Source organism: Agrobacterium sp. 16-172Ci (assembly GCF_053522725.1).
In genome coordinates this window covers 233221-255153 of record NZ_JBNWBW010000002.1, presented here as the reverse complement: position 1 = coordinate 255153, position 21933 = coordinate 233221, and the positions used below count along the sequence as shown (strand labels likewise).

22 protein-coding genes are annotated in these 21933 nt (G+C 59.3%); 8 read left to right on the top strand and 14 right to left on the bottom strand.

The window, feature by feature from the left end; genetic code table 11:
• Nucleotides 1-104: 104 nt before the first annotated feature.
• From ppa to ACQZ40_RS04155, 4 genes are all read right to left on the bottom strand, one after another.
• Nucleotides 105-638, bottom strand: a complete 534-nt coding sequence (gene ppa / locus ACQZ40_RS04170) for an inorganic diphosphatase (RefSeq protein ID WP_003523485.1) — start codon at nt 636-638, stop codon at nt 105-107.
• A gap of 168 nt (nt 639-806) precedes the next feature.
• A complete protein-coding gene (locus ACQZ40_RS04165) occupies nt 807-1313 on the bottom strand; it encodes a GNAT family N-acetyltransferase (protein ID WP_003523484.1) in 507 nt (168 codons plus the stop codon).
• Nucleotides 1314-1529: 216 nt separating this feature from the next.
• Nucleotides 1530-3350, bottom strand: coding sequence for a translational GTPase TypA (gene typA, locus ACQZ40_RS04160; RefSeq protein ID WP_065656937.1), 1821 nt, complete (start codon nt 3348-3350; stop codon nt 1530-1532).
• A 163-nt stretch (nt 3351-3513) separates the two neighbouring features.
• The gene (locus ACQZ40_RS04155) at nt 3514-5574 is read right to left on the bottom strand and encodes a M3 family metallopeptidase (protein WP_448747447.1); all 2061 of its coding nucleotides are present in this window, start codon (nt 5572-5574) and stop codon (nt 3514-3516) included.
• Between the two features lie 191 nt (nt 5575-5765).
• Between ACQZ40_RS04155 and ACQZ40_RS04150 the strand changes: the two genes are divergently transcribed.
• Genes ACQZ40_RS04150 through ACQZ40_RS04140 form a run of 3 tightly spaced genes read left to right on the top strand, consistent with a single transcriptional unit; the run spans nt 5766 to nt 7611 of the window.
• Nucleotides 5766-5993, top strand: coding sequence for a hypothetical protein (locus tag ACQZ40_RS04150; protein WP_174036562.1), 228 nt, complete (start codon nt 5766-5768; stop codon nt 5991-5993).
• Nucleotides 5951-6409: a MarR family winged helix-turn-helix transcriptional regulator gene (locus tag ACQZ40_RS04145; RefSeq protein WP_020813564.1), complete on the top strand. Its 459-nt coding sequence runs from the start codon at nt 5951-5953 to the stop codon at nt 6407-6409. Before ACQZ40_RS04150 ends, ACQZ40_RS04145 begins: the two co-directional genes overlap by 43 nt.
• A 5-nt stretch (nt 6410-6414) precedes the next feature.
• Nucleotides 6415-7611 carry a multidrug effflux MFS transporter gene (locus ACQZ40_RS04140; protein ID WP_208616035.1) on the top strand — a complete coding sequence of 399 codons (1197 nt, stop codon included), beginning with the start codon at nt 6415-6417 and terminating at the stop codon, nt 7609-7611.
• Nucleotides 7612-7665: 54 nt separating this feature from the next.
• On the opposite strand, the gene ACQZ40_RS04135 is transcribed toward ACQZ40_RS04140, so the two are convergent.
• Nucleotides 7666-8889 (bottom strand): argininosuccinate synthase, encoded by a 1224-nt coding sequence (locus tag ACQZ40_RS04135; RefSeq protein WP_003523477.1) that lies wholly within the window; start codon nt 8887-8889, stop codon nt 7666-7668.
• Between the two features lie 314 nt (nt 8890-9203).
• On the opposite strand from ACQZ40_RS04135, the gene ACQZ40_RS04130 reads away from it, so the two are divergent.
• The gene (locus ACQZ40_RS04130) at nt 9204-10058 is read left to right on the top strand and encodes an SDR family NAD(P)-dependent oxidoreductase (RefSeq protein WP_080857101.1); all 855 of its coding nucleotides are present in this window, start codon (nt 9204-9206) and stop codon (nt 10056-10058) included.
• Between the two features lie 128 nt (nt 10059-10186).
• A complete protein-coding gene (locus tag ACQZ40_RS04125) occupies nt 10187-10834 on the top strand; it encodes a LysE family translocator (RefSeq protein ID WP_003523192.1) in 648 nt (215 codons plus the stop codon).
• A gap of 40 nt (nt 10835-10874) precedes the next feature.
• On the opposite strand, the gene ACQZ40_RS04120 is transcribed toward ACQZ40_RS04125, so the two are convergent.
• The 7 genes from ACQZ40_RS04120 to ACQZ40_RS04090 form a co-directional block, all read right to left on the bottom strand.
• Nucleotides 10875-11669, bottom strand: coding sequence for an ABC transporter ATP-binding protein (locus tag ACQZ40_RS04120; RefSeq protein WP_220317711.1), 795 nt, complete (start codon nt 11667-11669; stop codon nt 10875-10877).
• Nucleotides 11666-12547: an ABC transporter permease gene (locus ACQZ40_RS04115; RefSeq protein ID WP_003505036.1), complete on the bottom strand. Its 882-nt coding sequence runs from the start codon at nt 12545-12547 to the stop codon at nt 11666-11668. The genes ACQZ40_RS04120 and ACQZ40_RS04115 overlap by 4 nt, the downstream gene beginning before the upstream one ends.
• Before the next feature lie 107 nt (nt 12548-12654).
• Complete coding sequence (locus ACQZ40_RS04110) at nt 12655-13608, bottom strand: ABC transporter substrate-binding protein (protein ID WP_003523186.1); 954 nt, start codon at nt 13606-13608, stop codon at nt 12655-12657.
• 109 nt (nt 13609-13717) lie between these two features.
• On the bottom strand, nt 13718-14890 hold the full coding sequence (gene rlmN / locus ACQZ40_RS04105) for a 23S rRNA (adenine(2503)-C(2))-methyltransferase RlmN (RefSeq protein ID WP_078052458.1): 1173 nt from the start codon (nt 14888-14890) through the stop codon (nt 13718-13720).
• Between the two features lie 266 nt (nt 14891-15156).
• Nucleotides 15157-15660, bottom strand: a complete 504-nt coding sequence (locus ACQZ40_RS04100) for an invasion associated locus B family protein (RefSeq protein WP_003523183.1) — start codon at nt 15658-15660, stop codon at nt 15157-15159.
• Nucleotides 15661-15956: 296 nt separating this feature from the next.
• Nucleotides 15957-16337: a YkvA family protein gene (locus ACQZ40_RS04095; protein ID WP_003523181.1), complete on the bottom strand. Its 381-nt coding sequence runs from the start codon at nt 16335-16337 to the stop codon at nt 15957-15959.
• A gap of 51 nt (nt 16338-16388) precedes the next feature.
• Complete coding sequence (locus tag ACQZ40_RS04090; RefSeq protein WP_003505045.1) at nt 16389-16694, bottom strand: 4a-hydroxytetrahydrobiopterin dehydratase; 306 nt, start codon at nt 16692-16694, stop codon at nt 16389-16391.
• Between the two features lie 58 nt (nt 16695-16752).
• Between ACQZ40_RS04090 and ACQZ40_RS04085 the strand changes: the two genes are divergently transcribed.
• Nucleotides 16753-17232: a low molecular weight protein-tyrosine-phosphatase gene (locus ACQZ40_RS04085; RefSeq protein ID WP_448747446.1), complete on the top strand. Its 480-nt coding sequence runs from the start codon at nt 16753-16755 to the stop codon at nt 17230-17232.
• On the opposite strand, the gene thpR is transcribed toward ACQZ40_RS04085, so the two are convergent.
• A complete protein-coding gene (gene thpR, locus ACQZ40_RS04080; protein ID WP_003523177.1) occupies nt 17166-17759 on the bottom strand; it encodes an RNA 2',3'-cyclic phosphodiesterase in 594 nt (197 codons plus the stop codon). The two genes, ACQZ40_RS04085 and thpR, sit on opposite strands and share 67 nt — an antisense overlap.
• A 68-nt stretch (nt 17760-17827) precedes the next feature.
• Complete coding sequence (locus ACQZ40_RS04075) at nt 17828-18478, bottom strand: arylesterase (RefSeq protein WP_080856846.1); 651 nt, start codon at nt 18476-18478, stop codon at nt 17828-17830.
• Between the two features lie 91 nt (nt 18479-18569).
• Here ACQZ40_RS04075 and ACQZ40_RS04070 point away from each other — a divergent pair, with 91 nt between their 5' ends.
• Together ACQZ40_RS04070 and ACQZ40_RS04065 are read left to right on the top strand one after the other, a co-directional pair.
• A complete protein-coding gene (locus ACQZ40_RS04070; RefSeq protein ID WP_174044912.1) occupies nt 18570-19280 on the top strand; it encodes an ABC transporter ATP-binding protein in 711 nt (236 codons plus the stop codon).
• On the top strand, nt 19277-21838 hold the full coding sequence (locus ACQZ40_RS04065; RefSeq protein ID WP_448747445.1) for an ABC transporter permease: 2562 nt from the start codon (nt 19277-19279) through the stop codon (nt 21836-21838). The genes ACQZ40_RS04070 and ACQZ40_RS04065 overlap by 4 nt, the downstream gene beginning before the upstream one ends.
• Nucleotides 21839-21933 lie beyond the last annotated feature (95 nt).

The following is a 21933-nucleotide window of genomic DNA, read 5'->3' as shown; positions in this document are numbered from 1 at the left end:
GCGCATCGCGTCTAATCTGATTCATGCGACGCGCTTTAGATCTTTGTTTTTAAGCATGTCTTGGTCTCAAAACCGCTGCACACTTTTGGGAGACATGCTTTAGATCAGCCCTGCGCCTTGTAGCGCTCGATGGCTTCAACGATCAGCTTCTTGGCGACGTCGACATCCTGCCAGCCGCCCATCTTCACCCACTTGCCGGGCTCCAGATCCTTGTAGTGCTCGAAGAAGTGCTCGATCTGCTTCAGCGTGATTTCCGGCAGGTCGGTGTAATTGTGGACCTTGTCGTAACGGCGCGTCAGCTTCGGAACCGGCACGGCGAGGATCTTCTCGTCCTTGCCGCCGTCATCTTCCATGATCATCACGCCGATGGGGCGGACATTGATGACGCAGCCCGGAACCAGCGGACGGGTGTTGCAGATGAGAACGTCGATCGGGTCGCCATCGTCAGACAGGGTGTGCGGTACGAAACCATAGTTACCCGGATAGGTCATCGGCGTGTAGAGGAAGCGATCGACGATCAGCGCACCGGCATCCTTGTCCATCTCGTACTTGATCGGGTGTCCACCGACCGGCACTTCAACGATGACATTCACGTCATCCGGCGGATTCTTGCCTACGGAAATTGCATCGATACGCATTCGCTTCCCTCATTCGACGGGTTGGATTTGGTTTTCGATACTGGGAAAGTCGCCGCATTGCAACATGGCTTTGGGCGGATAAGGCAGAATGCGGGATTTGAGGCTATCGCAATTGCGCATGGCCGGCCGCGAGAATGAACCCGGGGCCAAATCACCCGGCATTGTTTGTCAGTTCCAGACGAAACCGACCTTGCGAAGCGACTTGCCGTCGAAATCTTCCATGCCTTCGGCGATATCGCGACCACCATGAGAGCGGAAAAAGCGGTTGGCCACATCGCTGTCTTCAAGGCACCAGACAACGATGCCGTTGCAGCCAAGCGAGGTCAGCAGTCTGCGCGCTTCCGTAAACAGCAGCGAGCCTAGCCCGATGCCCTGATATTCCGGCCGGAGATAAAGTTCGTATATCTCGCCGTCCTGCGGCAGCCCGCGTGCCCGGCTGAGGCCCAGTGTCGCATATCCGGCGACCACACCGGCCACCTCCACCACCAGCATGGTTGCGGAGCCTTTGGTTGCCTTTTTCCACCAGACTTCTCCACGACGCTCGAGCATCTGCGTCAACGGCCGATGCGGGATAAGGCCGGCATAGGCCTGTTGCCACGACAGACGGTGCGCCTCGGAAATGGCGCGCGCATCATGCGGTTCAGCACGGCGAACATCGATGGATAACGTTTTCATAACGCGATTCTGGCCCCGGCCACGGAAACTTACCAGTCATAAAGGTTAACGCCGGCAAGCTTACCCACAGCCTATTCATGTGGACGACTGATAAAAATTAACGCATCCTTAACCTTTGGCACAAGCACCTTTCGACTCATGCACACATAAAAACGAACGCATAAAAAAACCCGGCTCAAGGCCGGGTTTTTTCAAATTCATAACGACAAGCCGCAATCAGACAGCGAGCTTGGCCTTTTCAAAACGCTTGCGATCGTTGGCGTCCAGGAACATCTTGCGCAGACGGATGGACTTCGGCGTCACTTCCATCAGCTCATCGTCCTGAATCCAGGAAAGCGCGCGATCGAGCGTCATGCGGATCGGCGGCGTCAGCTTCACGGCTTCATCCTTGCCGGCAGCGCGGATGTTGGTCAGCTGCTTGCCCTTCAGCACGTTCACTTCGAGATCGTTATCGCGAGAGTGAATACCGATGATCATACCGGCATAGACCTTCTCACCCGGCTCGATGATCATCGGGCCGCGATCTTCCAGGTTGAACATGGCATAAGCAACAGCTTCACCCGAACCGTTCGACAAGAGAACGCCGTTCACGCGACCGGCAATCTGGCCCTTGAAGGGCTGATAGTCGTGGAACAGACGGTTCATGATCGCCGTACCGCGCGTGTCGGTCAAAAGCTCCGACTGGTAGCCGATCAGGCCACGGGTCGGCGCATAGAACTTCAGACGAACGCGATTGCCGCCGGAAGGACGAAGCTCGGCCATTTCAGCCTTGCGCTCGGACATCTTCTGGACGACGACGCCGGAATGTTCTTCATCAACGTCGATCACGACTTCTTCGATCGGCTCCAAGAGGGTGCCGTTCTCATCCTTGTGCATCACGACGCGCGGACGCGAAACGGCAAGCTCGAAGCCTTCGCGACGCATGGTTTCGATCAGAACCGCCAGCTGCAATTCGCCACGACCGGAAACGAAGAACGAATCCTTGCCTTCGGCTTCTTCGATCTTCAGCGCAACGTTGCCTTCGGCTTCCTTGAACAGGCGGTCACGGATAACGCGGCTCGTAACCTTGTCGCCTTCGGTGCCAGCCAGCGGGCTGTCGTTGACGATGAACGACATGGTAACGGTCGGCGGGTCAATCGGCTGTGCCTGCATCGCCTCGGTAACCGACGGATCACAGAAGGTGTCGGCGACGGTGCCTTTGGAAAGACCGGCGATGGCGACGATGTCACCCGCATGGGCCTCCTCAATTGCGGTGCGCTCGATACCGCGGAAGGCGAGGATCTTGGAAATGCGGCCTGTTTCAATTGTCTTGCCGTCCTGGCCAAGCACCTTCACAGCCTGGTTCGGCTTGATCGAACCGGACGCGATGCGGCCGGTGATGATGCGGCCGAGGAAGTTGTTGGCTTCAAGGATCGTGCCGATCATGCGGAACGGGCCCTCTTCAACCTTGGGCTCCGGAACGTGCTCAAGAACCAGATCGAGCAGCGGTGCAAGACCCTGATCCTTCGGACCTTCCGGGTTGACGTTCATCCAGCCATCGCGGCCAGAACCGTAGAGGATCGGGAAGTCGAGCTGCTCGTCGGTGGCGTCGAGGTTGGCGAAGAGGTCGAAGACTTCGTTGATGACTTCTTCGTGGCGGCCATCCGGACGGTCGATCTTGTTGATCGCGACGATCGGGCGAAGACCGACCTTCAGCGCCTTGCTGACCACGAACTTGGTCTGCGGCATCGGGCCTTCCGAGCTATCGACCAGAACGATAGCACCGTCCACCATCGACAGGATACGCTCGACTTCACCGCCGAAATCGGCGTGGCCGGGGGTGTCGACGATGTTGATGCGGACACCTTTCCACTCCACCGAGGTCGCCTTGGCGAGAATGGTGATGCCGCGTTCCTTTTCGAGATCGTTGCTATCCATCACGCGCTCGGCGACACGCTGGTTGTCGCGGAACGAGCCGGACTGCTTCAGAAGCTCGTCCACGAGCGTCGTTTTTCCATGGTCAACGTGCGCGATGATCGCGATGTTGCGAAGTGCCATTGTTCAAAATCTCTGAGGTTGGGCGCTATATTGATGAGAAACGCCAATTTAGTTTGGCGCGCTCATAACCTTTTTTTTGCAAATGCGAAAGGGGGGGCCTTGTCATAAGCCCCCTGCACTCAGGTTCTAGCTCAGAAATATGACAGTCTTTTATACCGGACCCTTATGCCAGACCACGCTTCAAAAGCATGGCGTCCGGGCTTGGCATCTTGCCACGAAAAGCAAGATAGGCCTCTTCCGGATCGATGGAACCGCCGACGGAATAAATATTGTCTTTCAACTTGCGCGCCATCTCGCCATCGAAGGGATTGCCGGTTTCCTCGAAGGCCGAAAAGGCATCGGCATCCAGAACTTCCGACCACATGTAGGAATAATAGCCGGCCGAATATCCATCGCCGGAGAAAACGTGCTGGAAATGCGGGGTCGCATGCCGCATGACGATAGACTTCGGCATGTTCAGGGTGGAGAGCACCTCACCCTGCACGACCATCGGATCGCTCACGTTTTCCCGCGTGTGGAACGCCATGTCGACAATCGCCGACGAGGTGAATTCCACCGTGCTGAAACCGGCATTGAAGGTCTGCGCGGCCAGAACCTTATCCAGCAGCGCCTTCGGCATCGGCGCGCCTGTGTCATAATGCAGGGCGTATTTTTCCAGAATTTCCGGCACCGTCAGCCAATGTTCGTAAAGCTGCGACGGCAATTCGACGAAATCGCGCGAGACGCCCGTTCCGGAAACGGAGGGGTAAGTGACATTTGACAACATGCCATGCAGCGCGTGGCCGAATTCGTGAAACAGCGTGCGCGCATCGTCGAGCGAAAGCAGCGCCGGTTTGCCTTCGGCCGGTTTGGCGAAATTGCAGACATTGTAGATGATCGGAATTTCTCCGACCGTGCCGTTCTTCAAGGGCAGCTTGTGCTGCGACTGGAAGGAGCTCATCCACGCGCCGGAGCGCTTGGAGGGGCGGGCGAAATAATCGCCGAGGAACATGGCCTTCAGACCGCCCTTTTCGTCGCGGATTTCGAAAACCCGCACATCCGGGTGATAGGCGGCGACGCCTTTGACTTCGACCGCCCGAATCCCAAACAGCCGCCCGGCCACATCGAAGCAGGCCTCAATGATCTTTTCGAGTTGCAGATAAGGCTTCAATTCGGCCTCGGAGAAGCTGAATTTCCGTGCCCGCAGCTTTTCGGCATAATGCCGCCAGTCCCAGGGCAGCACTTCGTGATTCCTGCCCTCCTCGGCGATGATTGCGGCCAGTTCGGCCTCTTCCTCGCCCGCACGGCGCACGGCCTTTTCCCAGACCTGCCCTAAAAGGCCGTTCACGGCATCCGGCGTCTTCGCCATCGTGTCATCAAGCTTGTAGGCGGCGAAATTCGCGTAACCGAGAAGCTTTGACTTTTCCTCGCGCAGTTCGAGCGTGCGGTGGACGATCTCGCGATTGTCGGTCTCGCCGCCATTCTCGCCGCGCGCCACCCAGGCCCTGAAGGCCTGCTCGCGCAGATCGCGGCGTTCGGAAAAGGTCAGGAAAGGTTCGATGATGGAACGGGAAAGGGTGACGGCAAATTTGCCGTCCTCGCCATGCTCACGGGCCGCACCCGCCATCGCGTCGCGCAGGAAACCGGGAATACCGGCAAGTTCCTCTTCCGTGGAAAGCAGAAGCTTCCAGTTCTTTTCATCCGCCAGCACATTCTGCCCGAATTTCGCACCGAGACCCGCAAGCTCCTCATTGATCGCCGCCAAGCGTTCCTGCCGGTCTTTCGGCAGCTTGGCGCCGGAGCGCACGAAACCCTTCCAGTGCCGCTCAAGGACGCGGCTTTCCTCACCCGTCAGCCCAAGCGTTCCGCGCTTTTCCCACAATGTATCGATGCGCTTGAACAGCGCTTCGTTCATGCCGATCTTCGAATAGTGCCGCGACAGTTTCGGTGCGATCTCGCGCTCCAGCGCCTGGATCACACCATTGGTATTGGCGCCTGCCCTGTTCCAGAACAGCGCCGAAATGCGCGAAAGATCGTCTCCGGCGATTTCGAGCGCGGTCACGGTGTTTTCGAAGCTCGGGGCCTCAGCATTGCCGGCAATCGCATCGATTTCCTGTTCGTGAGACAGAAGGGCGGCATCGAAGGCCGGAGCGAAATCCTCATCCCTGACCGCATCGAATTTCGGCAGACCATTGTGGCCGTTCCAGTCAACGAGTGCGGGATAAAGCGCGGTCTTGGATGGCATTTCATCTTCCTTGAACGATTCCGGTTTAAGCCCATATGGGCACGCCTCCACCGGCAATTCAATGCCGGACTTTGGTGTAAGGAAGATTGGCTGCGACCTGATTTTTGCTTTTGCCCCAACTGCCGGCACAGCAGCCGGATACCGATGGCGGGTGACCTGTGTAAGGGACTTGACCGACGATATGGACCGGCATGGCAGATGAAATAAAACGCGGGATGTCCGATCTTCTTTGCTTTGGCGTAACAATCGTCGATTATGTTGCCGACCGTAACGCAATCGAACTGACACATACTTTACTCGATTTTCAACAATATGATTTATGCGCCATTGATTATCGCCGGGATTTTAGTAAGGCTGACTTACGAAAAGGCGAAGCATGGGCACTAAACGCGAAAAAGACTCATTGGCATTTTTACTGAACAGCGGCGCACGCCTGCTGAACAGTGCGTTTGAGCGCCGAATTTCTGAAGCCGGACTGGGCCTGACGCCCGGCGAAGCGCGCGCATTGCTGACGGTTGCCGTCGTTGATGGCAGCAAGCAGTCGGATATCGCCGCCCGGCTCGGCATCGAGCCGATGACGATTTGCGCCTATCTCGACAAGCTGCAATCTCTCGATCTCATCGAACGCCAGCAGGACCCGCAGGACAGGCGCTCCAAGCGCATCGTGCTGACAAAAAACTCCACCGACATGCTGGAAGCCGTGCGCCAGGAAATCGATGAACTCGTCCGTCACGCCACGCAGGGCCTGAACGAAGAAGAAGTCGCGCTTTTCCGCAGCTTCCTGCAGACCCTTCGCAACAATCTCCAGCCGGAACAGCCGGGCCAGAGCTGCTGATCGCAATGTCGCCAGAAACGATCATGTCCAGAAAGCGCACGGCCATACTCGGTGCGTTGCTGACGGCGCTGGCGCCGATTTCCATGGCGATCTACACACCGGCCATGCCGGAACTGACGCGGGTTTTCTCCACCACGGAATCCGCCGTCAAACTCAGCCTCTCGCTTTATTTCGCCGGTTTCGCCATCGCCCAGCTGCTCGCCGGCCCGGCATCCGATGCCTTCGGTCGGCGAAAGGCGAGTCTCGTCTTCCTCTCCATCTTTCTGGGCGGTGGACTGCTGGCGATCTTTGCCCCAACAATTGAAGTGCTGCTCTTCGCCCGGCTTGTTCAGGGCATTGGCGCCTCCGTCGGCATGACGGTGGCGCGCGCCATCGTGCGCGATCAATTCACGGGCGCAGAAGCCTCCAGCATCATGAACCTCATTGGCATCATGCTGGCCGTTGGCCCCGCCATGGGCCCGACCATCGGCGGGCTTTCGCTTGCGGCTTTCGGGTGGCAATCGGTATTTTTCCTCATGGCCGGCCTCGGGGCCCTCACCATCTTCTCCGTCGTGGTCTTCCTGCGCGAGACGACGAGCCCGGACAAGAACCTGATCCGCCCGCGCCGCCTCCTGTCGGCCTATGGGACATTGCTCACCGAGCCGCGTTTTCTTCTCGCCGCACTGGTGCTCGGCGGTTCCATCGGCGCGCTTTATGCGCAGGCGACCATGCTGACCTTCATCCTCATCAACAAGGTCGGTATGACACCCACCGCCTTCGGCATCGGCATGCTGATGCAGACCGCCGCTTATTTCTTCGGCTCCATCGCCCTGCGTTATATCGCACCGCGGCTGGGCGACCGCCGTTCGGTCGTCCTCGGCCTCTGTTTTTCGGGAACAGGCGGTCTCCTTATCCTGCTGTCGGTGTTCCTGATACCGCCATCCTTTCTTTCGATCATGGGACCCGTGGCGGTCGCAACGGTCGGCATCGCCTTATTGACGCCATCCATGGTGACGGCGGCCCTAGCCCCTTTTCCACATATTGCCGGCTCGGCATCGGCGATGATGGGGTTCATTCAGATGGGGTCGGGTTTTGCAGGCGGTGCCGCAGCCTCGTTTATCGGTTCGCCGTTGACCGGCTTCGGCATCATCATCCCCGTGATGGAATTCACCGCAATCGCCAGCTACATCGGCTTCCGCATCGTCTCCAGACGAGAGACATGAAAAAACCCGCCGGCGTCGCCGCCAGCGGGTTCCATTATTTCCATTCCAGCAGAATTACTTGCTGATATTGCGCTTTGCGAGCGTGCGAAGACGCAGCGCGTTGAGCTTGATGAAGCCTGCCGCATCCTTCTGGTCATAAGCGCCGTGGTCGTCCTCGAAGGTCACCAGCGCGTCGGAATAGAGCGACTTGGCGCTCTCGCGGCCGGTTACCATGACATTGCCCTTGTAGAGCTTCAGCGTCACTTCGCCTTCCACATGTTCCTGGCTCTTGTCGATCAGGGCCTGCAGCATTTCGCGCTCTGGCGAGAACCAGAAGCCGTAATAGATGAGCTCGGCGTAACGCGGCATCAGCTCGTCCTTGAGGTGGGCTGCACCCCGGTCAAGCGTGATGGATTCGATGGCGCGATGCGCGGCAAGCAGGATGGTGCCGCCGGGCGTCTCGTAAACGCCGCGCGACTTCATGCCGACGAAGCGGTTCTCGACGAGATCGAGACGGCCGATGCCGTTTTCGCGGCCATAGTTGTTCAGCGTCGCAAGAAGCGTCGCCGGCGACATTTCAACGCCGTTGATGGAGCAGGCATCGCCCTTGCGGAAACCGACCTTGATGACGGTTGCCTTGTCGGGCGCGGCTTCCGGGGAAATGGTGCGCATATGCACATATTCCGGCGCTTCCTGTGCCGGGTCTTCCAGAACCTTGCCCTCGGAAGAGGAGTGCAGCAGGTTGGCGTCGACCGAGAAAGGCGCCTCGCCCTTCTTGTCCTTGGCAACCGGAATCTGGTGCTGTTCGGCGAAGTTCAAGAGGTCGGTACGGCTCTTGAACGTCCAGTCGCGCCAGGGAGCGATGATCTTGATGTCCGGGTTCAGCGCATAGGCCGAAAGCTCGAAACGGACCTGGTCGTTGCCCTTGCCGGTGGCGCCATGGGCAATGGCGTCCGCGCCGGTCTTCTTGGCGATTTCGATCAGGTGCTTAGAAATCAGCGGGCGGGCAATGGAGGTGCCGAGCAGATAGACGCCTTCATAAACGGCGTTGGCGCGGAACATCGGGAACACGAAATCACGCACGAACTCTTCGCGGACGTCCTCGATGAAGATTTCCTTGATGCCCAGCATCTCGGCCTTCTTGCGCGCCGGCTCAAGTTCTTCCCCCTGGCCGAGATCGGCGGTGAAGGTCACGACCTCCGCGCCGAGTTCCGTCTGAAGCCATTTCAGGATGATCGAGGTGTCGAGACCGCCGGAATAGGCGAGAACGACTTTCTTAACGTCTTTCGGAAGTGCCATAGTGATGTCCATCTGCATGATGACGGCATTGGGACACCGCCATTTCCTTGGGATTTCGGCACTTTTACAGTGCAACCCGAAATGTGTGAAGCGCTTTTCCGTGAGATAAGCGACAAAACAATTGATGGGCGGGTACGACAGTGGGCGATCACCGGGCGCATCGATGGGAACGAAGCAATTGTCACATGCATTATGAAAATTCGCGCTTTATCATAAGCGGCGCGATCGACTTGAAGACCGTGAATGAAGCCACTCAGGTTCAGGCAACGTTGCAAACCGCTGGAAACAGCCGAAACGACGCGAAGGAGAAACCTATGACGACCATCCACCCCGCATTCAAGGAAGATAATGTCGCTGTCATCACCGGTGCGGCATCCGGCATCGGACTTGCCGCCGCCCGCAAATTCGCCGGTTTCGGCATGAGCGTCGTGCTCGTCGATCTCGATGGCGAAAAGCTCGCCGCTGCCCATGCGGATATTCTGACCGTCGCCAAGGACGGCGAAGCGCAGATCGTCGCCATCCCGACCGACGTCTCGAAACTCGATGAGCTTGAGGCGCTGGAACGCGCCGTCATCCAGCGTTTCGGCCGCGTGCACGTCCTCATGAACAATGCCGGCATCCAGCCCGGCAGCGCCATCTTCGGGCCGCAGGCCAATTGGGAAAAAATCATCAACGTCAATCTGATGGGCGTCGTGAACGGCAGCCGCGTTTTCGGCCAGGGCATGATCGCCCATGGCGAGCCGGCACTCATCATCAATACCGGCTCGAAACAGGGCATCACCACACCTCCCGGCGATCCCGCCTACAACGTCTCGAAATCCGGCGTCAAAACCTTCACGGAAGCGCTTCAGCACGAATTGCGCAATATTCCGAACGGCTCGGTTTCCGCCCATCTGCTGATCCCCGGTTACGTTTTCACCGGCCTCACCGCCCATGGCAGAACGGAAAAGCCGGAGGGCGCATGGACCGGCGAACAGACCGTCGACTTCATGGTCGAAAGCATCGGCCGCGGTGATTTCTACATTCTCTGCCCGGATGGCGAGGTGGACCGCCCGACGGATGAAAAACGCATTCTCTGGGCGGCCTATGACATCGTCCAGAACCGCCCGCCGCTGTCACGCTGGCACACGGAATACTCCGCCGCCTTCACCAGCTTCCTGAAAAACTGAATGTTCCGGGCCGCCGCGATGTGACCGTTGCGGCGGCTTTTCGCGCCGATGCATTGGCGCTCAAAAACATTGGCAGAAGCGCGAAATCGCGTTAAGCACGGCAACCTCCAGATTTTACGGGTGCCGCGATGGATTTCGTTCCAGGCCTGCCAACATTGATCGCCTTCACCATCGCCATTCTGCTTCTGGCGGTGACGCCGGGGCCTGACATGACGCTGTGGATCAGCCGCTCGCTGCGCGAGGGCCGGACGGCGGGTTTCATGACGCTTCTGGGAACCAATATCGGCATTACCGTGCACACGATGCTCGTCGCCTTCGGCGTCGCCGCCCTCATCGTCGCTTCGCCGACCGCTTTCATGATCCTGAAGACCGGCGGAGCCGCGTATCTCGTCTGGCTCGCCATTCAGGCGATCCGCAAGGGCTCGGATTTCGTGATGGTGAAAAGCACCGGCGAAAAAGCGCAGTCCTCGCTGAAATCAGCGCTGTTGAACGGCATCTGGGTGAACCTGCTGAACCCGAAGATCATCATCTTTTTCATGACCTTTCTGCCGCAATTCGTCAGCGCATCCGACCCGCATGTAACCGGCAAGCTGATCTTCCTCGGCATCTGGTCGATCATCGTCGCGCTGCCGATCGGCATCGGCATCGTGATCGCCGCAGATGTTCTTTCAGCCTGGCTGCAACGCAACCGGAAAATTCTGCGCGGACTGGATTATACGATCGCCGGCGTCTTTTCGCTTTTTGCCGTCAAGATTTTCTTCACGCAGGCGCGCTGACGGCAAATAAAAAAAGGCGCCTTACGGCGCCTTTTTACAATCAACCGATCAGCAACTCATCGTCATCGAGCTTCTGGCCGCGTATCTTGCGGAACATGTCGATCAGGTCCTCGACCTCGAGATCCTTACGGCTGTCACCGGAGACGTCGAGCACGATCTCACCGGCATGCAGCATGATCGTGCGAGTGCCATAATCCAGCGCCTGACGCATGGAATGGGTAACCATCAGCGTCGTCAGCTTGCGCTCCGACACGACCTTGCGGGTCAGCTCCATCACGAATTCGGCCATGCCGGGATCGAGAGCAGCCGTATGTTCATCGAGCAGCAGCACATCCGAGCCGGACAGTGTCGCCATGACGAGCGAGACCGCCTGCCTCTGGCCACCGGACAGAAGGTCCATGCGGTCCTTCAGACGATTTTCCAGCCCGAGATTGAGCGAGGCAATGCGCTCCTTGAAGAAATCCCGACGGCCGCGCCCAAGCGCCGGCAGAAGGCCGCGACGCTCGCCCCGCGACGCTGCGAGCGCCAGATTTTCCTCAATGGTGAGCGCGCCGCAGCTGCCCGCCAGCGGGTCCTGAAACACCCGCGCCACTCGCCCAGCCCGGCTGGCGGTCGGTTTGCGGGTAACATCGGCGCCGCCGATCATCACCTTGCCCGCCGTCGGCAGGACATCGCCCGCCAGAACGCCGAGCAGCGTCGATTTGCCAGCGCCATTGGAACCGATGACGGTGACGAAGGAGCCATCGTCGATGGTGAGATTGATCTTGGAGAGCGCCTGCTTTTGCAGCGGCGTGCCGCGCCCGAAGACAACCTGGATATCGGAAAGGGAAATCACGATGTTGCTCCCCCGCGGCGCAGTCGGGGCAGGATCAATGCGATTGCCACCAATACCGCCGTTACGAAATTGAGATCGGACGCCTTGAGGCCCAGCACATCGCTCGACAGGGCAAGCTGAATGGCAAGACGATAGGCGATGGAGCCAAAAACGCAGCCGATCAGCGCGATCAGAATGCCGCGCGCGCCGAACAGCGTTTCGCCGATGATGACAGCGGCAAGGCCGACGACAATGGTGCCGACACCGGAGGTCACATCCGCAAAGCCGTTGGTCTGCGCAAACAGCGCGCCACCGAGAGCGACCAGCGCATTCGAAAGCGCCATACCGAGATAGATCTGGTTGCCGGTCTTCACGCCCTGCGCCCGCGCCATCCGGGCATTAGCGCCCGTCGCGCGCATGGCAAGGCCCGCATCGCTTTCAAGGAAACGCCAGACGAGGATGACCGCGATCAGCACCAGCGCGCCGACGAACAGCGGCCGCACCAGATATTCCGACAGGCCGAGGCCGTAAAACGGCGAGATCATCGTATCCTGATTGAGCAGCGCGACATTCGGCTTTCCCATCACGCGCAGATTGACGGAAAACAGCGCGATCATCGTCAGGATCGAGGCAAGCAGGTTGAGAATCTTGAAACGAACGTTGAGCGTCGCGGTCACGATGCCGGCGGCGGCACCGGCCACCATCGCAATCGCCGTCGCAACCCAGGCATTTAGACCGGCGATGATCAGCACGGCAGCCACGGCGGCGCCGAGCGGAAACGAACCGTCCACGGTCAGGTCAGGAAAATCAAGCACCCGGAAAGCGAGATAAACGCCGATCGCCACGAAAGCGAAGACCAGTCCCAGCTCCACGGCACCCCAGAAGGCGATTTGGCTCACGGTAATGTCCTTGTTATTGCCGCCATCAGGCGGAGACGGGCACCATCTCGTGCCACGTAAAACGGGCGGCGAATTTGCCGCCGCCCGTTATTCAGTCTGGTTTCGGTTCAGTCGATGACCTTGGTGGCGCGCTTGGTGATGCTTTCCGGGAAGGTAACGCCAGCTTTTTCGGCGGCCTTCTTGTTGATCACCAGATCAGTGCCGACAGCAACGGTTGCCGGAATATCGCCCGGCTTTTCACCCTTGAGAATGCGGACGACGACGGCGCCGGTCTGCTTGCCAACGTCGAAATAGTTGAAACCGAGGGCGGCAACCGCACCGCGGGCGACGGAATCCGTATCGGCGGCGTAAAGCGGGATCTTGGCTTCGGATGCAACGCCGGCAGCCGCTTCGAAAGCGGAAACGATGGTGTTGTCGGTCGGAACGTAGATCACATCGGCCTTGCCGACCAGTGCGCGGGTTGCGCCCTGCACTTCTGCGGACTTGGTGGCGACGGATTCAACAACCTTGAGACCCGCCTTCTCGGCTTCGGCCTTCAAGAGGGCCAGCGTCGAAACGGAGTTGGCCTCGGCCGAGTTGTAGATGAAACCGATCGACTTGGCGTTCGGGGAGATTTCCTTGATGAGCGCCAGATGTTCGCCAACCGGCAGCATGTCGGAAAGGCCGGTCACGTTGCGGCCGGGCTTTTGCATGTCCTTGACGAGCTGTGCGCCGACCGGATCGGAAACCGCCGTGAAGACGACCGGAATGTCGCGCGTGGCGGCGACGACGGCCTGAGCGGACGGCGTGGAAATCGGCACGATGACGTTCGGCGCATCGCCCACGAACTGGCGGGCGATCTGCGCCGCGGTGCCGGGATTGCCCTGCGCGGACTCATAAAGGAACTTGAGGTTCTCGCCTTCCTTGTAACCAGCCTCGGCAAGCGCGGCCTTGACGCCATCACGGGCGGCATCAAGCGCCGGATGTTCGACGATGGCGGTGACGGCAACGGTGACGTTTTCAGCCTTGGCCGGCAGAACGAGGGCGCTCGCGGCAGCGAGAGCCAGAATGAATGCGCGCATGGATATCCTCCTGTTGGTTCCCTGTTTTCGTCTTCTTAGGAACAAGACAGCCCGAAATCAATCGGAGAACCGCTGCAAAACAAGCTTTCAGGCGGCAATTGCGGCTTATTCAGTCATCCGCGCCATGGTTGGCGATCATCATCGCCTCGAAAGCCAACCTTTCGGTCTTGCGCATGCGCTCCGATTCCGACTTCAGCTGGCCGCAGGCAGCGAGAATATCGCGACCGCGCGGCGTGCGGATCGGCGAAGCATAACCCGCCTGATTGATGAAATCGGCGAACTTCTCGATCTGCGCCCAGTCCGAGCACTGATAGTTCGTGCCCGGCCATGGGTTGAACGGAATGAGGTTGATCTTGGCCGGAACACCCTTCAGAAGCTGCACCAGCATCTTGGCGTCTTCCAGACTGTCATTCACATCCTTCAGCATCACATATTCGAAGGTGATGCGGCGGGCATTGGAGAGGCCCGGATATTTGCGGCAGGCCTCGATCAGTTCCTTCAGCGGATATTTCTTGTTGATCGGCACCAGCATGTCGCGCAGCTCGTCGCGCACCGCATGCAGCGAAATCGCCAGCATGACGCCGATCTCATCGCCGGTGCGGAAGATTTCCGGCACAACGCCCGAGGTGGAGAGCGTGACGCGACGCTTGGAGAGCGACAGACCGTCGCCATCGGTGGCAATCAGAAGTGCGGTCTTCACATGCTCGAAATTATAGAGCGGCTCGCCCATGCCCATCATCACGATGTTGGAAACCTTGCGGCCTTCGCTCGGCACATAAGCGCCAACCGGCGTCGAACCATCGGGAAAATCACCGAGCCGATCACGGGCCAGCAGAAGCTGGGAGAGAATTTCCTCAGCCGTCAGGTTGCGCACGAGGCGCTGGGTGCCGGTGTGACAGAAGGAACAGGTCAGCGAACAGCCCACCTGGCTCGAAATGCACAGCGTGCCGCGACCCTCTTCGGGAATATAGACCGTCTCGATTTCGACCGGACGTCCCGCACCGCGCGGCGGGAACCGCATCAGCCATTTGCGGGTACCGTCATTGGAGATCTGCTCTTCGACGATTTCCGGGCGGGCGATGGTGAAGGCCGCCTTCAGCTTCTCACGAAGCTCCTTGGCGACATTGGTCATATTGTCGAAATCGGAGACGCCGCGCACATAAAGCCAGTTCCACAACTGGCTGACGCGCATCTTCACCTGCTTCTGCGGCACACCGATTTCGGCCAGCGCCTCGCCCATGTCCTCACGCGTCAGGCCGATCAGCGACGGCTTGCCGGACATCAGATCGCTATTGGCGATCAGCGGGGTTTTGACTGCCAGGCCGGCAGGGGCTTGCATTACGGACATCACGCTATCCCATCATTCCATGCATCGCACGACCAGCCTTTCGGATAGGCGGAAAATCGTCTGCATGTCGAGAAAATCAAAGGCGGAGCACTTTTCGCGCATCCGCCTGTCAATGTTGCCGCGCCTTTAGCATCAAACAAGTAAAAACGCAAATGGCCGGTCAATGACCGGCCATCGTTGAATGCGATAAAGCGTCAGCGTTACTTGCAGCTCTCGATCTGCTTGAGAGCCGCCGAAATACCCGACAGCGAATAGGAATAGGAGGTCGCGGTGCCACGGCCGGAAACTGCCTTGACGGTCATCGACTTGCCGCCCTTCATGGCGGCGACGAGTGCCGGTTCTTCAGCAGCGTTTTCAACCCAGGCTGCCTTGTCCTTGGTGAACATGACAAAGTTCTTGTTGTCGATCGTCACATTGACCTTGGAACCCTGCTTCAGCGGATAACCCACCATGGCCTGCGGCTCATAGGAAATGTTCTGGCCGGGACGCTGCGACACGATGAAGAAGATATCGCCATGGTCGACGCTTGCCGGTTCCTTGGCGGTCGGAATGGAAAGAACGTAGCAGACGGTGCTGTTGCCCGATTTGTACGAATAGGCACCCCATGCATTGAACTGCTGGATGCGCGTGGGCGACTGTGCAGATGCTACGCCGACGCTGGTCAGCAAAATGGCCGCTGCGGTTGCTACACTTCTTACAAACATAGAATTTCCTGCCGGGTTATTGTCTTCCATTGGCCCGAAGCATCGGCGAGCCCAGTTTCTGGATCGGCCACGTTCAGGTGCGGATCGTCTTTTCTCATTGTGGTCGGGAAGCGGTTACCAAACCGTCAACAACACGCATAAAATGCCGGAAACGTCTTGCGGTGTTACAGATTGGCGACTCCCGACGCCCTGAGGAGAAGGGCGCGAAACACCCTTCCTCCGTGTGTATGACACATAAATTCAGGCAAGAATTTGTCGCCCGTCGGGCTCACCCGAACAGCCAGATCACAGAGGCGTTACCCGGCTTCCTGCTGCCGTTTCAGCATGGCGTCAGCCGCCTCGTAATGCTCCATCTTGATATGGGCGCGGATCATGGCGAGCGCCGCCGTGATGACGGCAATATCGTCGGTGAATCCGATAACGGCCAGCACATCCGGCACGGCATCCATCGGCATGATGAAATAGGCGAGCGCCGCCAGAATGATACCCTTGGCGCGCAAGGGCGTATCGCGGTCGATCGCGCAATAATAGGCAGCCGCCGCATCGCGTGCGAAAGGCACCTTCGACATCACGCGCTTCAGCTTGGGCCAGAATTTCGCCCGCACCACAGTCTCGCGCTCCTGCTGCCTGTCGGTTTCACCCGGCAGAAGAATTTCACCGATTTTCACATCATCCATGATCGACGGTCCTCCGGTCACGGCTATTATATGGGATTTAAGGTCCGTCGTTCAATTGCTTCGGCCCGCAGCCGCCTTTTGCATGGCCTCGGCCAGAAGAAAATCCCGCTCCGTCACACCCTGCGAATCATGGGTGGTAAGGCAGACCTTGACCCGCGAATAGACATTGGACCATTCGGGATGGTGATTGAGCCTTTCCGCGACAAGTGCGGATTCGGCCATGAAACCGAAGGCTTCCGCAAAGCTGGAGAACTTGAAAGAACGGACGATCGCCGCCCCGTCCTCGCGCAGGGACCAGCCCTCGAGTTTCGACAGGGCCTGCCGGATGGCGTCCGGCTCGAGTCTGGGATATTTCATGAACTTGCCTCCGCTTGAGACCTATTAACGCTTCAACGACCGGATCGACGCATATTCCATGAAACATACAGCTATTCTTTTTGTCTGCATGGGCAATATCTGCCGTTCACCGCTGGCCGAAGGGGTTTTGAGACACCTTGCCGACGGCGCGGCCATGTCTGATCAGCTTACCATCGATTCCGCCGGCACTGGCGGCTGGCACGCGGGTGACGCACCCGATCCGCGATCCATTGCCATGGCGCGACGGCATGGCGTCGATATTTCCAGGCAGCGGGCGAGACAGGTCACCCCTGCGGATTTCGAGGCCTTCGACCTGATACTCGCCATGGACGAAAACAATCTGGCGAACCTGCTGCAATCAAGCCCGGAAAGACAACGGCACAAGATCCATCTCTTCATGGACTATGCCACTTGCCGTCGCGAGAACGTCCCCGACCCCTATTACGGAGCCGAGGACGGGTTCCTCAAGGTCTACAACATGCTCTTGGCAGGATGCAGATCGTTGCTCGAAAATATGGAGCTGGACCGCGCCTCGTGAAGCGGAAACGCCTCTTCAACGATATAGGGTCCGCCGCCCACCGATTCCTTCGACGACATCAGCACGAAACGGCCGACCGTGAAGGGCGAGGTGCGGAAGTTGCCGCGTCCGGAAAGATACTGCACCACATCGTCCACGCGGGAGGAGCGCAACCGCGCCAGCGTGACATGCGGCATGAACTTGCGCGGATCGGGCGGGAGACCGATCCTCTGGCAGATCCGCTCGATTTCCGCCTGAAGCGCATGCATTTCCGGTGAGGGAGAAACCCCGGCCCAGATGGAATGCGGTTTCTTGGAACCGAAGGACCCCATACCGGTGAGACTGAGCTGGAATTCCGGCCTTTCGATCCGGTCCAGCCTGTCAACAACCTCATCGGCGGTCCGCCCGTCGATGTCACCGATAAAACGCAGGGTTATGTGATAATTCTCCACATCGATCCACCGGGCTCCCGGCAGACCACCGCGCAACAATGAGAGGCTCATAGCCGCATTGCGCGGAATTTCGAGGGCGGTAAACAGTCTCGGCATGGCGAGCTCCCCGAATCTCTTGGCAGAACAAGCATAGCGAATCACGCAATGCAGGCGGGCGCAAGTGCTTATTTTTTTTGCGCACCGATTGTCGTGATGAAGCTTTCAACAGCCGGCAAAGATTTTTCGACCATCATCGCCACACCCTTCGTATTGGGGTGCATCTTGTCGTCCAGCTTCAGCGCATCATCCGTCACCACGCCGTCCAGAAAGAAGGGATAAAGCGGCAGGTTGTATTTTTCGGCGAGCTTCGGAAAGATCGGATTAAAGCGCCTGGCATAATCATCGCCCATATTCGGCGGCGCCATAATGCCGACCAGCAACACGGCTATGTTGCGCTTCTGAAAACCGGAAATGATGGTGTCGAGGTTCTTTTCGGTCTGTTCCGGGGGAATTCCGCGCAGAGCGTCATTTGCGCCGAGTTCCAGGATGACCCCGTCTGTACCATCGGGAACCGACCAGTCCGCCCGCGCGAGACCGCCGGAAGAGGTATCGCCGGACACACCGGCATTGGCGATGGCGACGTTGACGCCCTTGCCCTTTAATGCAGCCTCAAGCTGTGCGGTGTAGCTGTCGGTGGGGGGAAGCTGATAGCCGGCCATCAGGCTGTCGCCCAGTCCGACCAGCTGCAATGTCCGCTCCTGAGCCATGACAACAGTTGCGGAAAAGGCGGCGGCAAAAATGACGATGAAGTGAAACAGGGCAGCTTTAAATCTCATCACGGCTTTCCTAACTTGGTTCCCATTGTCTGAAATACCGACCGCATCGACCGCCAGACCGTTTTCATCACCCTATATAGGAACGAGAATTGTGACGAAAAGCATCATAGAGCTGAAGAAAGCCGACCTCACGCTCGGCAATGCCGCCGCCTCCGTTCACGTTCTCAAGAACATCGATCTTTCAATCGGAGAGAGCGAGGCGGTTGGTATCGTCGGCCCCTCCGGATCGGGAAAGTCGACGCTTCTGATGGTGCTTGCCGGTCTCGAGAGGCTCGATAGCGGTGAAATCATCATCGCGGATACGGAACTGCACAAGCTCGGCGAGGACGCGCTGGCGGATTTTCGTGGCCGCAACATCGGCATTGTTTTCCAGTCCTTCCATCTCATCGCCAATATGACGGCGCTGGAAAACGTTGCGGTCCCACTCGAACTGGCAAACACACCCAACCCCTTTGAGATCGCCAGACGCGAGCTCGTCGCCGTCGGTCTCGGCGAACGTCTCAACCACTATCCCGGCCAGCTCTCCGGCGGCGAACAGCAGCGTGTCGCCATCGCCCGAGCACTTGCCCCCTCACCGGCCGTGCTGATCGCCGACGAACCGACAGGCAATCTCGATACCGATACGGGGAAACAGATCGCCGATCTCCTGTTTGCCAAACAGGCCGAACGCGGCATGACCATGGTGCTCGTCACCCATGATCCTTCGCTCGCCGCCCGCTGCTCGCGGCAGATCAAGGTACGCTCCGGCGAGATCGAGGGCGACAGCGCTCGCCCCCAGATGGCGCGGGCGGTACCGGCATGATCGGATCCCTTCTCCCGTCCGTCGCCAATATCAGAAACGCCGCAAGGCTCGCGCGCCGCGAAATTCGCGGGGGCCTGCGCGGCTTTTACATTTTCCTCGCCTGCATCGCGCTTGGAACCGGCGCCATCGCCGCCGTCAATTCCGTCTCGCGCGCGGTGACCAGCGCCATCGCCACGGAAGGTCAGTCCATATTGGCGGGCGATGTGCGTTTCGAACTGCGCAACAGGGAAGCGACACAGGAAGAGCGGGCCTATCTCGACAGCCTCGGCACCGTCGCGGTTTCCACCGGGTTGCGCTCCATGGCGCGCCTTGGCGACGGGTCCGAACAGACCCTGACGGAAGTGAAGGCTATCGATGGCGCTTACCCGCTCTATGGCACCTTCGTTGCCGAGCCGAACCGACCGCTGAATGAGCTTCTGGCCGGGAACGGCGACACCTACGGCGCCATTGCCGCGCCGCTTCTGCTGGAACGGCTCGGCACCAAGGTCGGCGATGAAATCCTGCTCGGCAATGTGAAGCTGAAACTGACCGGCACCGTGGTCGACGAGCCGGATGCTCTCTCCGACGGTTTCGGTTTTGCTCCACGACTGATGGTCAGCCGCGACGCCCTTTTCGCCTCGGGTCTCGTTCAGAACGGCAGTCTGGTCGAGCATGCCTACAAGATCAGGCTGAACGATCCTTCGGCACGGTCAACGATGACCGATTCGGCCAACAAGGCCTTTCCCGATGCCGGCTGGTCCATCCGCACCAGTGATCGGGCGGCCCCATCGCTCACCGAAAACGTCAATCGCTTCTCGCAATTCCTGACGCTGGTGGGCCTCACCGCCCTCATCGTCGGCGGTGTCGGCGTTGCCAATGCCGTTCGCGCGTTTCTGGATTCCAAGCGCACCACCATCGCCTCGTTGAAATGCTTAGGGGCGCCAGCCTCGGTGGTCACCATGACCTATCTTTTCCAGATCGCCTTCATTGCCGCTGTCGGCATTGTCATCGGCCTCGTGGTCGGCGCCATCGCGCCCCTCATCGCCATGCGGTTTCTGGAGGGCGTGTTGCCCGTGCCGGAGGAGCTTGCCTTCTATCCCGGCGCGCTCGGCCTTGCCGCCCTGTTCGGCCTCCTGACGACGCTCGCTTTCGCCATCGTGCCGCTTGGCCAGGCGCGCGAAGTGCCGGCAACGGCGCTTTTCCGCGAACAGGGTTTCGAGGAGGGAAGCTGGCCATCCTGGCCCTATCTGGCCGCAACCGGCCTGCTGCTGGCAGCGCTCGCCGCGCTGGCCATCCTTTCGGCGGAAGACCGCTTCATCGCCTCGGTCTTCCTTGCCGCCATCGCTTTTGCCTTCGTGGTGCTGAGGCTCGTTGCCTCCGGCGTGAAAGCCATCGCCAAGCGTAGTCCGCGCGTTCATTCGGCTGCGCTCAGGCTGGCGATCGGCAATATTCACCGGCCGGGCGCGCTCACCCCGTCTGTCGTCCTTTCGCTCGGCCTCGGCCTGACCCTGCTCGTGACGCTCACGCTGATAGACGGCAATCTGCGCCGCGAACTGACGGACAGCCTGCCGGACCGCGCACCGAATTTCTTCTTCGTGGATATTCAGGGCAGCGAACTTCAGGGCTTCCGCGATCTTCTGAAGCGGGAAGCGCCGGAAGGCGCGCTGACCGAAGTGCCGATGCTGCGCGGCCGCATCCTGGCGCTCAACGGCGAGGACGTCACGAAAATGGAGGTGCCTCCAGCCGGACGCTGGGTGCTGCGCGGCGACCGGGGTATCACCTATTCGCAGGATATTCCCGAAAACGCGACTCTCACAGAAGGAAGCTGGTGGGGACCGGACTATAGCGGCGAGCCGCTGGTCTCCTTCGCGGCCGAGGAAGCCGGGGAACTGGGTCTCAAGATTGGCGACACGGTGACCGTCAACGTGCTCGGCCGCAGCATAACGGCAAGGATCGCCAATCTGCGCAATGTCGAATGGGAATCCCTGTCGATCAATTTCGTCATGGTGTTTTCGCCAAACACCTTCCGCGGCGCGCCGCATGCGTGGTTGGCGACACTCGCCGACCCCTCCGCAACCGCCGCCGACGAAGGCCGCATATTGCGCGCTGTCACCAACGCCTTTCCGACGATCACCAGCGTGCGCGTGAAGGATGCGCTCGACGTCGTCAACCGGCTTGTCGGCCAGCTCGCCACCGCCATTCGCGCCGCCGCCGCCGTCGCCCTCATCGCCTCCGTCCTGGTTCTCGCCGGCGCTCTTGCCGCCGGAAACCGCACCCGCACCCATGACGCGGTCATCCTGAAAACGCTGGGCGGCACACGAAACCTGCTCATCCGCGCCTTCTCCTACGAATATATGATGCTAGGCCTCGCCACCGCCGTCTTCGCACTTTTCGCCGGCGGCGTCTCCGCATGGTTCGTGATCGCCCGCATCATGAAGCTGCCCTCCAGCTTCCTGCCGGATGTGGCGATCGGAACGCTCGTCGTCGCCCTCGTCATGACGGTGGGCATCGGCCTCATCGGCACATGGCGGATTCTCGGGCAGAAGGCAGCCCCGGTTCTCCGGCAGGCAGGTGAATGATCGTCGGTTGTGCACCGCTTAACTTTAACGATTAATTCTTTGTAATGATCGCCAAAACGTGAGCGCTTTTCGCGCATATGGTGTCTTTTCAGCTG